At 58.6% G+C, this 15,880-nt stretch carries 12 protein-coding genes and 1 pseudogene; 4 read left to right on the plus strand and 9 right to left on the minus strand.

Going from position 1 to position 15,880, the window contains the following annotated elements:
* Positions 1-14: 14 nt before the first annotated feature.
* The 4 genes from WKF55_08125 to WKF55_08140 all read right to left on the minus strand — a co-directional run bounded on the left by WKF55_08125 (position 15) and on the right by WKF55_08140 (position 3,469).
* Positions 15-1,055, minus strand: a complete 1,041-nt coding sequence (locus tag WKF55_08125) for a virulence RhuM family protein (GenBank protein MEJ7759549.1) — start codon at positions 1,053-1,055, stop codon at positions 15-17.
* Positions 1,052-2,671, minus strand: a complete 1,620-nt coding sequence (locus WKF55_08130) for a class I SAM-dependent DNA methyltransferase (protein ID MEJ7759550.1) — start codon at positions 2,669-2,671, stop codon at positions 1,052-1,054. The genes WKF55_08125 and WKF55_08130 overlap by 4 nt, the downstream gene beginning before the upstream one ends.
* A 175-nt stretch (positions 2,672-2,846) precedes the next feature.
* Positions 2,847-3,143, minus strand: coding sequence for a HigA family addiction module antitoxin (locus tag WKF55_08135; GenBank protein MEJ7759551.1), 297 nt, complete (start codon positions 3,141-3,143; stop codon positions 2,847-2,849).
* Complete coding sequence (locus WKF55_08140) at positions 3,143-3,469, minus strand: type II toxin-antitoxin system RelE/ParE family toxin (protein ID MEJ7759552.1); 327 nt, start codon at positions 3,467-3,469, stop codon at positions 3,143-3,145. The genes WKF55_08135 and WKF55_08140 overlap by 1 nt, the downstream gene beginning before the upstream one ends.
* A 313-nt stretch (positions 3,470-3,782) precedes the next feature.
* Here WKF55_08140 and WKF55_08145 point away from each other — a divergent pair.
* A pseudogene (locus tag WKF55_08145) lies at positions 3,783-3,941 on the plus strand (transposase).
* 158 nt (positions 3,942-4,099) lie between these two features.
* Here the strand turns inward: WKF55_08145 and WKF55_08150 are convergent.
* From WKF55_08150 to WKF55_08160, 3 genes are read right to left on the minus strand one after another with little or no spacing between them, the layout of a single operon-like run.
* Entirely contained in the window at positions 4,100-4,306 is a 207-nt protein-coding gene (locus tag WKF55_08150; protein MEJ7759553.1) for a DUF2283 domain-containing protein, read from the minus strand.
* A complete protein-coding gene (locus WKF55_08155; GenBank protein MEJ7759554.1) occupies positions 4,303-4,536 on the minus strand; it encodes a hypothetical protein in 234 nt (77 codons plus the stop codon). The genes WKF55_08150 and WKF55_08155 overlap by 4 nt, the downstream gene beginning before the upstream one ends.
* A 47-nt stretch (positions 4,537-4,583) precedes the next feature.
* Complete coding sequence (locus WKF55_08160; protein ID MEJ7759555.1) at positions 4,584-5,399, minus strand: SEC-C metal-binding domain-containing protein; 816 nt, start codon at positions 5,397-5,399, stop codon at positions 4,584-4,586.
* Between the two features lie 147 nt (positions 5,400-5,546).
* Here WKF55_08160 and WKF55_08165 point away from each other — a divergent pair, with 147 nt between their 5' ends.
* Positions 5,547-6,368, plus strand: a complete 822-nt coding sequence (locus WKF55_08165) for a hypothetical protein (GenBank protein ID MEJ7759556.1) — start codon at positions 5,547-5,549, stop codon at positions 6,366-6,368.
* 104 nt (positions 6,369-6,472) lie between these two features.
* Here WKF55_08165 and WKF55_08170 read toward each other — a convergent pair whose 3' ends face one another.
* Positions 6,473-7,393, minus strand: coding sequence for a hypothetical protein (locus tag WKF55_08170; protein ID MEJ7759557.1), 921 nt, complete (start codon positions 7,391-7,393; stop codon positions 6,473-6,475).
* Between the two features lie 134 nt (positions 7,394-7,527).
* Positions 7,528-11,466: a hypothetical protein gene (locus tag WKF55_08175; protein MEJ7759558.1), complete on the minus strand. Its 3,939-nt coding sequence runs from the start codon at positions 11,464-11,466 to the stop codon at positions 7,528-7,530.
* Between the two features lie 106 nt (positions 11,467-11,572).
* Between WKF55_08175 and WKF55_08180 the strand changes: the two genes are divergently transcribed.
* Both WKF55_08180 and WKF55_08185 read left to right on the plus strand, forming a co-directional pair.
* Positions 11,573-12,673 (plus strand): LacI family DNA-binding transcriptional regulator, encoded by a 1,101-nt coding sequence (locus WKF55_08180; protein MEJ7759559.1) that lies wholly within the window; start codon positions 11,573-11,575, stop codon positions 12,671-12,673.
* Complete coding sequence (locus WKF55_08185; GenBank protein ID MEJ7759560.1) at positions 12,674-15,637, plus strand: carboxypeptidase regulatory-like domain-containing protein; 2,964 nt, start codon at positions 12,674-12,676, stop codon at positions 15,635-15,637.
* Positions 15,638-15,880 lie beyond the last annotated feature (243 nt).

Here is a 15,880-nt window from a genome sequence, read left to right on the forward strand (position 1 = left end):
GAGAGTTTCGTTGTTCATTTCTTCCCTCCGTTTTTCCTCGACTTGGGCGGGGGTGGCAATTGCTTGATGGCTTTCTCAAACTCCCCACCCGTCGCGTCGGCCTGTAGGACGCGCTGGCGATTGTATTTCTCGTATTCCGCCTCGGCGAGTTCCTTCGCCATTGGGTGCGAGATTTTCCCGGCGTGGGTGAGGATGTTGCGGTCGTTGATGGTGAGGAACCCGTGGAGCTTCGTGATCCAGTCGCGCATGTGCATGGGCACGCGGCGCATGGCCTGGCCTTCGGCAAAAACGAGGTATTGCTCCACCAGGTTGTTCAGGGCGGCGAGTTCCGGCTCATTGAGGAAATTCTTGGCGATGGTCACGTCGTCCTTGCGCACCTTCACGCCGCGCCAGGTGGTCAGGCCCATCTGCGGCTTGGCGCTGTCGGCGCGGGCGTGAATGATTTCCGCCGCTGTCTGGCCGGTGATGGCCCAGTGCAGTTTGTTTTGCACGGTTTGAAAAAATTGAACGCTCTCGGGCTCGGTGGGATCGTAATCAATGCTGGTGGCGTAAATGTCGGTGATCTTCTGGTAGAACCGCCGCTCGGAGGTTCGGATGTCCTGAATCCGGCGAAGCAGTTCCTCGAAGTAATCGAACGGCTGGTCGGGATTCTTCAGCCGCTCGTCGTCGAGGACGAAACCTTTGACGATGAACTCGCGAAGTTGCTGCGTAGCCCATATGCGGAAGCGGGTGGCGACGACACTCTTGACGCGGTAGCCGACAGAGATGATGGCGTCGAGGTTGTAGTGTTTAGTGCGGTATCTCTTGCCGTCGGCGGCAGTTATTAAGAATTCCTGAATAACTGAAGCGGCGTGCAATTCCCCTTCGGCAAAGATGCTGCGGAGGTGCATATTCACGTTCGGAACAGTCGTCTGAAACAGCCCCGCCATGTGGGCCTGGGTCAGCCACGCCGTTTCGCCCTCCAGCCGGACATCAATCTTGAGTTTCCCGTCGTCTGCCTGATAGACGAGGAACTGGCCTTTGCCGGGCGGGTTGGATTCTTCGGGACTGCTCATGCCTCCAGAATCTCCGCGACGTTGCTCGCAATTGTCGTTTCCAATTCGCGCGCCTGCGCATTGAGCCCTTCCAGTTCCTCGTTCAGCGTTTCGACCTGTGCCTTGAAATCCTCGTCGCTCACGGCTTCGCCCGCCGCCACACCCACGTAGCGTCCCGGGTTGAGCGACCAGCCCTGCGCCTCAATTTCCTTGAGCGTGGCCGCGCAGCATAGGCCGGGCACATCGGAGTACTCCGGCTTATTGCCGAAGATGTCCTTCAGCTTCGCGTCGGCATCCAGGCCGCCGAGTGTGAGGTCGAGTGCCTCCCCACGATAAAGGCGGACGACGTTGGCGATGAAGCCAATCTGCGCTTGTGTCCAGTCGCGGTGCGCGCGGTCAACCTGCCGGTAAATGTGCCTGGCATCGATAAACAGCACAGTGTCGGCGCGGGGCGTCCTGGCCTTGCCCTTATCGAAAAACCAAAGCGTGCACGGGAGCGTGACCGTATAAAACAGGTTCGGGCCGACGGCGACCATCACGTCCACCGCGTGGGCTTCGATGAGTTGTTTGCGGAGTTCCTGTTCGGAGCTGCGAGCGTCGGACGCCGAGTTGGCCATCACGAATCCGGCGCGTCCCTTCTTGTTCAGCGATGAATAGAAGAGCTGAATCCAGAGGTAGTTGGCGTTGTCGGTGTTCGGCAGGCCGAAGGGGAAACGGCGGCCCGGCCCGACGGAGTCCTTCAACCGCTGCTTATCCACTGCGTTGACGTTGAACGGCGGATTGGCAAGGACAAAGTCGAACTGGCCGGTGGCGGTGTGCGGGTCGTCGTAATAGCTGTTGACGTTGCCGCCGTGGCGGATGTCGCCTTCGAGTCCATGCACCGCAAGGTTGAGACGACAGAGGCGTCCGGTCTCGTCGGTCTTTTCGACGCCGCAGATGGCCAGCTCGCTGGCGGGGTTCTGCTTGTGCTCCGCCACGAACCGCGCACTTGAAACGAACATGCCGCCCGATCCGCAGGCAGGGTCGAGAATACGCCCGTGGTAGGGCTCGATGACTTCTGTCAGAAGACGGACAATGCTGCTCGGCGTATAGAACTCGCCGCCTTTCTGACCCTCGGTGCGCGCGAATTCGCCCAGGAAGTACTCATAGATGCGGCCGAACGCATCGTAGTCCGCAGTGGCGGGAATCTCGGAAACCTTCTTGAGCAGCTCCTTGAGCAAGGTGCTGGTGAAGAGGTTGTAGGTCTTGGGCAGGACACCCGCAAGCTGCGGATTGTGCTTCTCGATGTCCCGCATGGCGGCGTTGATTTTCGCGCCGATATTCTCGGCCTCGGGCCGGTTGAGCAGGTAGGCGAATCGCGCCTCGGCGGGCAGGTAAAGGATGCCCTCGGCGTGGTAGGCCGCAGGTTCATCCACCCGGCTGCCGCGCCGCGCCGATGCGCCGGCCTTCTCCAAGGTGGCGCGCTGAGCGGTGAACCGGACTTCGGCAAAGCGCAGGAAGATGAGCCCCAGAATCGGGCCTGAGTATTCCTGTGCCTTGAGCCCGGAGTTAGCACGGAACTGATCGGCGGAATCCCAGAGGCGCTTTTCAAGCGTCGCTGCGGCGGTGTCTTTCTCGGAAGGCGCTATCCACAGCATGAAGCCAAGGTATCCATTCTAGGGTTGCGTGACTTGGAGCGTGGGCTACACCGTTTGGTGCAGGCCACTCCAACGACCTCGTTCTCACGTAGACACGTCGGGGTTCACTGAAAGCCTCCCTGTGCTGCCAATTGTGCTCGTGACGCGGGCGGTTCGCCGCGCAGAGTAAGCCGACCTACGCGACGGCCAGTTTGCGAACGCGAAGGCGCTTTCGTGACCGCTCGGCGTGCCAGAGATCGTATTGCATTTGTTGATGCAGCCAACTCTCGGCCGTGGTGTTGAAGGCGATGGACAGCCGAATGGCCATTTCGGGGCTGATGCCCGCGCGCGCGTTCAGGATGGCGGACAAGGTGTTGCGACTCACGCCAAGGGAGCGGGCGGCCTCCGTGACGCTGAGTTGCAAGGGCATCAAGCAAAGTTCACGAAGAATCTCGCCGGGGTGCGGGGGCTGGTGCATACGGAGCGTTGTCATCAATGATGGTCCTCGTAGTCTACGTCCGTGACGTCGGGCCCCTCAAAACGAAACGTCACCCGCCAGTTGCCGGTCACATTCACCGCCCAGGTGCCGTGGCGCATGCCCTTGAGCGGATGAACCCCAAGCCCTGGAAGTCCCATGTCTCGGGGTTCCCTGGTGACGTTGAGCCGCGCGAGAATCAGCCGAAGTCGGTTCACGTGCTTGCTCTGAATCCCGGCCGTCGAGCCCTCGCTGAAGAAGCGCCCCAGCCCCTTGTGCCTGAACCGGATGATCGCCATCAGATAGTGTAACGTGTAACGTGGCAGATGGCAACTCGCCCGCATTTTGGACTGTCATCGCAACGAACGTCGTTGTGTAAAACGCCGGAGTTATCGCTGTCGGGTGCACGCCGTTGTCAGGCGATGCATTTCCCGGCCTTAGTCAGAAGCTCGGCGATCCGTGATGCCCACTTCGTCCCTTGGAATCCGAAGGACGCGGGATGGTCGATCCATGTGGCCACCATTGGCGGCGAGCCGGCAAGCTCCTAATGCCGACATGCTCGCCAGCGGAAGTCGAGATAGAGTGACCGGCGGAAGGGAAATGCCGAGACAGGCTATTCCAGGTTCCCACACCGGCAACCAGAATCGCGTGAGGCTGCCGTTCGGGACCATGAAGCGCGGGATGGACCAAGGCTGCTTTCTGCTCCGTGGGCTCGCCAAGGTGCGCGCCGAATTCAGCCTGACGGTGCTTGCCTACAATCTCAAGCGGGTGATCAACGTGGTTGGTGTTCCTCGGATGATCGCGGCGCTCGGATGAGGGGAACGGTCTCACCATCCGATCGGGGGCGCGAACGACTGCGTCCAGACTCGTGCCGATGACTTCAGATTGACTTCAGATCGTCATAAACACGGATCGAACCAAATGGCCGACCCAAGTGAGCGATGCGTAACGTTTTCACACAGTCTCGCGTAACGCTAGGCAGCGGGCGCGTCGATCTCTTCGAGCTGGATGTTTGGAAGAGCAGCCAACTTCGCCGCGTGCTCGATCGTCATGCTGACGAGGTTACCGGCCTTGTCCAGGTCGACGTAGACATTCTCGGAGATCTCTCGAGTTTCCTCGACTGCGAGGGTCGAGAACTCCAAAAGCGCCGTGTCCGTGTCTCTGAAATACTTGACGATCATGGCTTGAATCTACGGTCAAAGAAGGCGTTATGCACCGTTTCGCGGTCTGCGAGAAGTACCACTCTCAGGTGGCGACGATCCGCATCGATGTACACCCAGCGGCGAATGCGACCGTCTTGCTGAATGAACTCGACAACCGGAGATCTGACAGCCAGTTCGATCCACGCATCGAGGATGCGGGCTCTATCGGGCCGTTCACGAACGTGGCGGAAGTAGGCCGTTGTCTTCAATTCGGCCGGATGTCGGTTCGCTGCCTAACGCCTGCAGCAAGCATCGTTTAGGTGACTCGCGGCGTGACAATCTTGCCTTCGTTGGCCGCACCCCGGGCGTGACACTGATGGTACTCCAATCCGCTGTTGCACGGACACATGTTATGCACCGGCGGCGTTCGGCGCTCTGCGATTCCAGTTCGCGCATCCACTGTCACAACAATGCGCGCTGGTGGCTCAGACGGGGGGAGGTCTGGCGGGATCATCCGGCGAGGTTGGATCAGCGACACCAGACACTCGTGCGCTATCTGGCGCACTGACGCCCGCTCTACGCCGGAGACAGGGATCGAAGGACCGTCGGAGAGGGTGAAGGTATATCCCATGGCGTTTTCACGACTCAATCGGTAGTACCGTTCCTCGATTGCGTCGTCCGCATGCGCACCGCCATCTTGGTCAGCCAGCGTCAGCACCAAATCTGCCCGCGTGAGCTCGAACTGTTCGGGCACACGTACCACACGCTTTCTCCACCAGTATTCGAACGGAATCATCCAGATCGGCCGTCCGAGCGGCTTCTCGATGGGAGCTACGAATCTGCAGTCCGTTCCTGTGTAGTGTGCCAACACGAGCCCAAAGGTTGGAAGCAGATTGTCGTTATTGACATTCTCCGCTGTATCGAAAAAGAGGGCGTCCTTGAGCTTTAGTTGAGTGAGGAGCGAGGTGGAGCGCTTGGTATCGTGCAGTAGGATGCGAAGCGACGTCGCGATCCGTTTTGCCTCTGTCTCGTCGCCGGCATCGAAGGCCGCGCATGACTTACGGAGAAACGCCCACTGCTCGTGGTACGCCGCAGCGGTCTCATCTCTGGTCAGTGTACGCTTGGATGCCATAAGAGTGTTGGTGTCACCTAACCGCCTTTAGCTGAGCTGCAAGCGAACTAAATAAAAGGCGGTGAGTGTCAAGATAGATGTCGGCGAGAGTTAGACGGCATCGGGGAGACAGCTTACCTTCTCTGTTACTAATACCTAGGTACACCAATGAGCAGTGCCCTTGCTGATCCGACGCCTCGTCGCACTTGCTTCGTTGTCATGCCAATTACGGATCCGACTCCGTATGAACAGGGCCACTTTCGACGGGTGTACGAGCATATTATCAAGCCCTCCTGTGCAAGAGCGGGCTTCGACGCCACAAGGAGCGATGATGTTGAGCGGACGAATCACATCATTCTTGATGTGCTCCGCAGAGTCCTTCAGGCCGACGTAGTTCTCTGTGACTTGAGTGGTCGAAATCCAAACGTCCTGTACGAACTCGGCGTGCGGCAGGCATTCAACAAACCGGTCGTACTAATCAAGGATTCGCAGACCGAGCGCATCTTTGACATTCAGGGTTTGAGAGACATCGAGTATGACGCGGCGCTACGGATTGATCGCATCGCTCCCGCAGTCAACGCGATCTCAGCCGCGTTAACCACGACGACCGATGGCAATCAAGAAGAGATTAACTCCCTGATCCAATTATTGGGTGTTCAGGCTGCGTCGGTTCCACAACGCACCGAAATATCCGGGGAAACAAGCCTTATTCTCAATTCGCTAAACGACATCTCGAAACGCTTGGCTTTGCTTGAGCGATCTACGCCGGCACCAAAACCAGCCAAAACGACATCTTCCAACGATAATTTCGACGATTTCCCCGCGGCCTTAGACACATATACGATGGGCGATCCTGTAATTCATAAGAATCTAGGTAAGGGCAAAGTAGTCGCTCTGAAGGGTGACGTAGTCAGCGTTCATTTTCACAATGGCAGGCGAAAGGATTTCAAAGACGACGATCCAGAGCTGACCTGGGAGCTTCCTTTTTGAAATTCCGTGAGTTCCCGTCTAAACGCCAAAGCTCTGCTGCGAGGGCATCAAATAGTAGCGAGCGAAGCGAGCACTCAGTCGCGCCTCGTCTGCAGCAGTGCACGTTATGCCGCAGGGGAGGCATCGCTAGATGTGCGGGAGTCGCCTGCTGTGATATACCCTTCACCTACAAATCCGCGCGAAATAAGCTCGCCATCGATATGGCCGGCGAGCTCCTCCAGAGACGTCAACGCATAACGGCCGAAGCCCTTCGTAATATTCAACCGACCGCCGACGCAGGTGGGAGTGGTGATTAAGTCACCAAACCTCTCTAGAAACCTCTCGTCAATCTTGCCTGCATTGTGAACTATGAGATGGCGTGCCTCTATGTACATAAGGGCCCTACGTGTCAACGTCTCGGGAAGCAGAACACCCGTGTGATCAAGAATCCGTTCTAGGAGTTGCTGAGTGCTTTTGGTTGCCTCTAATCGTCGAAATACCTTTTCGACCATGACGTCGCGTATGGCCTCGAAGCTACCAAGAGTCACGACCTCGTGATAGTCGAACTTCCCGGGCGCTTTACTTACGACAGCAAGTGGATTGCGGTCGTACAATTCGCCAAGTAGCTCCTGAAGGTATTCCGCGAGAAACGCGTAGGCGCTATGCAGAACGTACTCGGCGCTGTTGCGTCGTAGGCGGTTGGCGAAGCCAGCGCGATCGGATACGCGGATCGAGATGCCCTTCTGCGCCAGTACTGCACTAATACTGGCTTTCTGATCTGGCGCGCGCCGGAGCTCTCGCATAGCTGCCGAGATGCAGGCGTCAACGCCATTGAGATAGAGGCGCGCGTCAGTAAGACGGGAGGAGAGAAGCGCGAAAGGCTTTGAACGAGTCGGCACGACGTCCCCGCCGAGAAAGAGTGATGGATGTTGCGGCATAACTATTAAATGGACTGCCGACCTAGACTGCGGAGAGCCGACGAAAACCGCAAGCGTCGGATACTTTGCAACTGCCAATGCAGCCGTAAGAGTCGACCGAACTCTCATCAGGCCAACGAGTTGCAGCTCTGCGGACGAAACAGGAGAAAAAGCAATGGCTGCAGAATCCCCGCAGCCTATTAATGCGTGAGCTTATTGGAGAGCGTAGGCATCTGCATGACCGCCCCCGCCATCTCGAACACTCACTTCCCGCCCAGTGTCACGACGACCTTGCGCCTCCGCCCATCGTCAACAAGCTCGATTGGCCCCTCAATATGAATGCCGTCGACAGTCGTTGAAGCCACACCGCTTTGCACCCCGTGCGGATTGTTGACTGTGATCGAATACGCAGTGTTACCGTGCAGGTACTCAATCCCGAATCCCGCCCACGCCGAGGGTATGCACGGATCGATACTCAAAGTGCTCCCTCGCTTGTTGAAGCCTATTATCGACTCGACGCCAACACGATACTGCCAGCTCGCCGAGCCAGTGTACCAGGTCCATCCGCCGCGCCCGAGATGTCCTTCAGCCGTATACACATCCGCCGCGACCACATACGGCTCTACCTTATAGGTAGCAACGGCTTCGGCGGTGAGCGAGTGGGTCACCGGATTCGTCATCTGAAATAGTTCGAACGCACGGTTGCCGTCGCCCAGCATTGCGGTGGCAAGTACTCCCCACATCGCAGCGTGCGTATACTGCGCGCCGTTCTCACGAACACCGGGCAGATACCCCTGGATGTAGCCGGGGTCGTGTGCTCCACGGTCGAACGCGGGAGTCAGGAGCATCAACAATCGCGCGTCCTCGCGCACAAGATGCTGGTTGAAGGACTGCATCGCCGTCCGCGCCCGGTCGGGTGCGCCAGCGCGAGAAATCACGCTCCAACTTTGCGCGATCGCGTCGATCCTGCACTCCTCGTTAGCGCTCGACCCGAGCGGCGCGCCATCGTCGTAATACGCTCGGCGGTACCACGCACCATCCCACGACGTCTGCTCGATGGCATCGCTGTAGCGGCTCGCGGTCTCCAGAAATTCGGCGGCAACCGCGTGATCGCCCCGCGCCTGCGAGTGAGTGGCGAATTCACGCAATGTCGCAATGAGAAACCAGGCGAGCCACACACTCTCCCCTTTTCCCTCGATACCCACGCGGTTCATGCCGTCATTCCAGTCGCCGCCGCCGATCAGCGGCAGCCCATGCGCGCCCGACGTGCATGCCCGCCGCAACGCGCGCACGCAGTGATCGTATAGAGATTCAGTCAGCGGCGATATATCGGGCACTCCATACAACTCGTCTTCGTCCGGCAGGAGTTGTCGCGATGTGACGTACGGCACCATCTCGTCCAGAATCGAAGCGTCTCCCACCACTCGCAGGTAATGATTCACCACAAATGGCAGCCAGATGAGATCGTCGGCAAAGCGCGTCCTTACGCCTCGTCCGCTATCCGGATGCCACCAGTGCTGAACGTCCCCCTCCTCGAACTGTCTCGAACACGCATGGAGAATATGATTGCGGGCGAGCAGCGGCTCGGCGTAAACGAACGCCATCGCGTCCTGAAGCTGATCCCTGAAACCAAACGCTCCACTCGACTGGTACAGCGCGATTCTTCCCCACATTCTGCATGACAATGCCTGATACAGCGCCCACTGATTCACCATCAGATCGAAAGTCGGCTCGGGCGTCGTCACACGAATCGTGGACAAGCGCTTGTGCCACGCAGCCGCCGACTGATCGAGCGCGGCATTTGCCACGAGCGGCGACCTGTATTGTCTCGCCATCGCAACGGCACCGTCTGTTCCGTTGCCCGATCCGAGCAGAACGGTAATGTCGCGAGTCTCTCCGGGCGAAAGCTCGATGGATGCCTGAAGCGCGGCACACGCATCGACCACTTCTTCCGTGTTTCCATCGAGGTGTGTGCCAGTGAGCCCCAATGGAGACGCGAGTGATCCGTTCCGCCCGATAAAGCTGCGGCGATTGGCGGTAGCGGCCGACAACGGTTCGCTCAGGGATGAAAATGCCACCCGGGTTGCGAATTCCGGCTCGAAAGTATTTACGGCGAGCATCGTGCTCTCGTCAGACAACAACCGGGTCTTCACGTGGCTTTGTGTTCGCTCCCGGTTGCCACCCAGCACCCACTCTGCATAGCTGGTAATGGTGATTCGCCGGATCCGTGTTCCCGAATTGGTAAGCGACAGCACCTGAATTTTTACCGGATCTACTTCGGGCATCCCCACTCGAAGACTTGTCAGGATTTCGTCATGCGCATGTTCGAAGACTGAATATCCGGCGCCATGTCGAATCGTGTAGCGAGTTGTTTCGCGAATCGGCGCCGGCGTAGGGGTCCATATCTGTCCGGTGTCTTCGTCGCGAATGTAGATGCACTCACCCGCGGGGTCCTGCACTGGATCGTTCTGCCACGGCGTAAGGCGGAAGAAACTGCTGTTAATGCTCCAGGTCGGCCCGGCGCCACACTCGCTGATGAGAAAGCCGCCCGAGGGGTTCGCGACCACATTGATCCAGGGAGCTGGAGGTAGCCGATTACCGTCAAGCCTTATCTCGTATTCTCCCTGTCCATTGAATCCGCCGAGTCCGTTGAAGAATGCGAGATCATCCGGGGGGTCGCCGTGGAGCATGCCGGAAGGAGAGCTTTGTAAAGGAGTGTCTGGCGGCGCATCATTCAGGCCCGACAGACTGGTGGTGATATCGGCCGGTGACGGCACAATTGCATCAACGCCTGGCGCGGCCCCGTTGTCGTTCAGCATGTGGGCCAGCGAAGCGCCACCGCTGTTTATCCGAATTCGCGCCGATGCTTCGAGTGCCTGCATCTCAGCTTCAGACAATGCATCGCGCCGGCGCACGAACACGCCGCGTGGCTGGTCGAGAAAATCAGTCCCCCCGCTCGCGCGCACCGTCGAGGCAACATCATCGCTGCGCTCACCAGCGCGTTGACCCTCGCACACGATTACGAGATCGCACGCAATTCCCTTTAATGTCCAATATCTGTGAAGCGTGAGAAGCTCTCTCACACGACATTCATCTCCGGATGCACTGAGGGTCGCCAGAACGATCGGCCATTCCCCGCTCACCCCGATGGCGACAAGCTCAGCCCGTCCAACCTCGGATTCCATTTTTCCTGACACAAGTTGCCCTGCGGCCGGCCCTCCGTAGAGCAACATTCCCGCGGCGTTCTGATAAGCGGCCGCTTCCGCAGCGGAGACGCCGAGATCATCACGTGCGCATGCTGCACCTGATAGCGAGGATCCAAACGGTTTTTCCGCCTCCTCGAATCCGGAATACACACGCGCCTGCTCGAGAGCCGCGTCGCGGTCCGCTGCCGCGAAGGTCGTGAAGATGACATGCGCGGACTCGCCGCCGGGAATGGTCACCCTCGTGCGTAGCGCGAGAACCGGGTCGAGCACTGCACCGACACTGCCAGTGAGCGAGCCGGCATTGTCCATTGCCAGCGGGTTGCGTGACGAACGCCCGCGCCCGATGAAACTGGCGCGATCGGTTTCGCAGCTTACCGGGAATCCACCAGGGCCACTCACGGCAATCGTGTGGCCGCACCACAGGGTATCATCCTTCGCCGAACGAGGGCGCCGCATCGCCAGTATCGTCCCGCTCTCCGGCAGCCACTCTGTCTGCACAAACAGATTGGAGAATGCACGGTGGCCGCGATCGGATGCGAGCGGTGCGAGAACGACTTCCTGGTAACTCGTGAGCTCTATCTCCGCTTCCGAGTCCGACAGATTGGCGACGGTGACGCGCCGTGATTCCGCAGCCGCACCGGCAACGACGATTATCTCAGTCGTGGTCTCGATGCTTCCATCACGACGTTGAAACGTCACCCTGTCGTCCGCCATTGTAACACGGTACCAGTGCGCAGTTGCGCAAACGGGCTGATGACCTGCGGACCAGATTGTCCCCGTACGCAGGTTCCTCAGATAGCACCACTGCCCGTAGTCGTCGCGAGTGGCGTCCGCTCGCCACCGGTTGATCGCGATGTCTCCATGCTGGCTCAGGCCGCCACCAGCACTGGTGACGATGGTGGTATATGGAACCTGGCCAAGAATGGCGATCGTGGGCAAAGGCGTATCGGCGGTTTCCAGCGTCCGAACCGCTGGATCTTCGGAAACAGAATTCACTGACAAGGGCACATTGTTTCGTTCGCCGAGAAACGGATTGAAAACTCTTCTGTTGCGTTTCGATGTAAACGATTACATTCTGGCCTGTTCGTCAACCCGTGGGGCGATGGCAACCATAAAAGACGTTGCACGCGAAGCATCCGTATCGATAGCTACCGTTTCCCGCGTCTTCAACGGCGTGGATGCCGTGCGCGATGAAACCGCCCGCCGGGTGAGAGCCGCCGCTGCGCTGCTGCGTTACGCCCCCCACCGTGGAGCACGCAGCCTCATCACCAGCCGTACGAACACCCTCGGCGTTCTGCTCCCCGATCTCTACGGCGAATTTTTCTCCGAATTGCTACGGGGAATCGATCTCGCGGCCCGGCGGAGCGGTTACCACATACTCGTCTCGCGCTCATGCGAAGGTCGCTCCGAGCTCGAGGAAGCCATGCGCGCCATGCGTGGTCGCGTTGACGGCGTGCTGCTCATGTCACCTGACATCGACGCCGAGTCGCTCCTCAACTTTCCGCTCAACCTGCCCGTCGTACTGCTCTGCTCCGATTCAAAGGGACACACGGTTGACTCGGTGATCATCGAGAACTGCAAAGGGGCGAGAGAGATAGTCGGGCACCTCGTCTCACTTGGCCACCGGCGGATTGCAATCATCAAAGGCGCGATCGGAAATTATGATGCCGCTGAGCGACTGAGAGGATATCGCATGGCACTGCGCGAGGCAGGCATCGCTCCCGAGCGAGCGCTCGAGATCTATGGCGGGTTCACCGAGGCCGGAGGATACGCAGCCGCGGTGACATTGCTCGCGCTGCCCATGCGGCCCACCGCGATTTTCGCGGCCAATGATTCGATGGCGATCGGAGCACTGAGTGCACTTCGCGAGTCGCGCATCCGCATTCCCGAAGACATGGCAATCGCGGGTTTCGACGACATCCCGCTGGCGCGCTATATGGACCCGCCGCTTTCGTCGGTGCGAGTGCCTATCTCGGACCTGGGGGCTCGGGCAGTCGGGATCCTGCTCCACGGAATCACGCACAAGAACGAGCACAAACGGCGTCGGGAGCGCGTATCCACGGAGCTCGTCGTGCGACGATCATGCGGCGCACCATGCGCCGAGCGTCCGCCGCCTTCGCGCGGCGCGGGCAAAGCAGTGAGTTCCGGCCGTCGCAGGCCGTCGATAGGTGAAAACAACGCAACAACAACTGGAGAGACTTAAATGTTCAGGGACAGGTTAAGGCTTCAACGATTTTCTCGAACGGTCGCACTCGCGGTTCTGGGCATGCTTGCCCTGACAGCCACCAGTGCTGCCGCGCAGAATACGACCGGAACCATTCGCGGAGTGATAAGCTCGGGCGGAAGCGTCATCAGCGACGCCCAGATCCAGGTCAGGGATCCTGCAACCGGAGTGCAGCGCGGCGCCATCAGTCGTGCCGATGGCTCATTTACTCTGGCCGGCCTCAGCCCGGCAACCTACGATATGACGGTTCGCCGAATCGGCAGCGCTCCCCAGACCCGGCGCGTGGTAGTGCAAATCGGCTCAACCCAGATCCAGAACTTCGCAATCAACGAACAGGCGGCTCAACTCGAGGCCGTTGTGGTGCAGGCGCAATCTTCGTTTGAGACCCGCACCTCGGAAGTCGCGACGAACGTCACGCAGGCACAGATTGAAAAGCTACCGACACCGAGTCGCAACTTTCTCGATCTGGCCGCATTGACGCCCGGCATCACGGTCACAGAAGATCGCGTCAACGGTCAGTTCAGAACGTTTTCGGCGGGTGGCCAGGGAGCCAACGCGGTCAACCTCTTCGTTGACGGGACGAGTCTCAAGAACGATCTGACTGCCGGTGGCGTAGCCGGCCAGGACGCGAGCCGGGGTAACCCCTTCCCGCGGAATGCGATCAAGGAATACCGCGTTATCAGCCAGAACTTCAAAGCCGAGTATCAGAAAGCGTCGAGCGCGATCATTACGGCGACGACCAAGTCGGGCGGCAACGTCTGGAGCGGCAACGCTCTTTTCGGCTACCAGAATCAGGGACTGGTTGGGCTCGATACCTTCCAGCGCCGTGACAAGAACAACGCCCCTAAGACGTTCAGGAAGCCGGAATACCGGCGCAGCCTGGCGGCCCTGAGCATCGGGGGTCCGATCGTCAAGGACAAGATTCACATTTTCGGTTCCTACGAAGGCAATTATCAGAACCGGGCAAACCGGGTGAATTTCGCTACTCCACCTACCGGCTTTGCGGCACTCGACTCCGTCAATCTCACGCAGTACAACGGCAACTTCACATCTCCGTTCCGCGAAACGTTGCTGTTTGGAAAGCTCACCAACGCCATCAACGAGAACTCCTCGGCGGAGCTCAGCTTCAGCAATCGCAATGAAACGGATATCCGGGACTTCGGGGGCTCGACTGCCTTCCAGTCGGCGGTTGACTTCCAACAGAACGTGAGCATTGGACAGCTCAAGTACAACTATTTTGTCGGATCGCTGCTCAACGAAGCCAAAATTGACTATTCCCGCTTCCAGCGGAATCCGCAACCTGCCAGTCCCGGCATGGCTTCGCGATTGTTCTTCTATCCAAACGGTGACGCGCGAATTGGAAGCAATCTCAGCAGGCAGGACTATATCCAGAAGCGTCTCGGAATCCGCGACGATATCACGTATTCCGGCCTGCAGCTCGGCGGCGAGCACATTCTCAAAGCCGGTGCGAATTTCGATTTCGTCAAGTATGACATCCTGAAGGACAATCGAAGCACACCGGAGTTCGTTTACAGCAACATCGAGGGCGGAGTCAACTACGGCTTCCGGTCTCCGTTTCAGCTGGTATACGGCACGGGCGACGGCACAGTCAACACCAACAACAACCAGCTGGGTGTTTATCTGCAGGACGACTGGACGCCAATCTCACGGCTGACCTTGAATCTCGGCGTACGCTGGGACTACGAGTCGCAGATGCTGAACCGCAATTACGTAACGCCGCAGAACGTCGTTGATACCCTCACGCGCTACAACAATCAGCTGATTACTCCGCTCGATCTGAGCCGCTACATCAGCACCGGCAGCAACCGCAAGCCCTTCTACGGCGCCATTCAACCGCGCCTTGGATTCTCACTTGCCGTGGATGAGAACAGCCGGACGACAATCTTTGGCGGCTGGGGCATCTACTACGATCGTATTCCGTTCGATCTGTACGCGGTGGACGAGCAGCTCAAATTGAGCCACCCGGAGTTCACAGTCCGATTTGCGCCCAGAGGAGTTGCACCGGGACCGGGTCAGGTGGCGTTTCTTGACTCCTACCTTACTGCCGACCGGGCAACGCTCGATGCACTGGTCAAGTCTTCCGGAAAGCCGGAAGCCTGGCTGATCGACAGCGAAGCCAAGGTTCCGCGCTCAAAGCAGATGAACATTGGCGTCCGTCAGGTTCTGGGAAGCTTCGTGATGTCCGCGACGTATGCGAACGTCAAGGGAGAAGACCAGATGGTGCTCAACTGGGCCAACATCGGTCTCAACGCCGAAGGCCGTTGCTGCCGCGACTTTCCGATTCGGGATCACGGGTTTAGCAACTTCATCTACTCGACAAACGACAAGAAAACCTGGTATGACGCGCTTCTCATACAGGTCGACAGGCCGTATCGACGGTCTTCCCCGGACGCAATTGGATGGGGACTTGGCGTTGCATACACCAATGCAAACCGGTCGATACAAGGTGCAGACGGGTTGAACGATGATTTCTCGTTCCCGAACGCACTCAGCATTCCGAAACATCCTTCCAACGACGAGCGGCAGCGGGTAGTCGCTAACTGGATTACAGATTTACCATATCTCTTTGGAATCCAGTTCTCCGGACTGGCCACGCTCGGCGGCAAGTTCACGCAGGACGTTGGATGCCCCGGCCGGTTCTGTGGAGTTGGCACCACTGAGAACGCTTATCAGCGTGGGGGCTTCACGGTTCCCGGTACGTTCCCGTACCAGAACGTCGACCTGCGACTCCGGAAGGATTTCCTGAGTTTCGGGCGCACGGGAATGGCGTTCGGGCTCACGGTGGATGCCTTCAATGCATTGAACCGCGACAACTTCGGCTGTTACAAGACTGGAAACCGTAAGGACAAGGATTTCGGTTCCCCGGATTGCATCGTCAGCGACGCGCGGAGATATCAGTTGGGTGCGGAACTCAACTTCTGACTTCTGAGCCACGGGATACGACCGGTATCCCGTGGCTGTTCAGGAATACCACGAATGGAGCACTTGTCATGAATCGTTCGTGTTCGGCATTCACGCGGCTAACTTTATCGTCCTGCTCGCCGCGGCCTGTTCGACTACCCGCACTGAACCGTTAGCGGCCATGTCTTGATGGCCAGTTTTGCAAGGCGGAGCTGGTGTTCTCTGATTTGCTGTATGCCCCAAACCTTGGCCTCGCCAATTTCT

Source organism: Gemmatimonadaceae bacterium, from assembly GCA_037721215.1.
Lineage (GTDB): Bacteria > Gemmatimonadota > Gemmatimonadetes > Gemmatimonadales > Gemmatimonadaceae > UBA4720.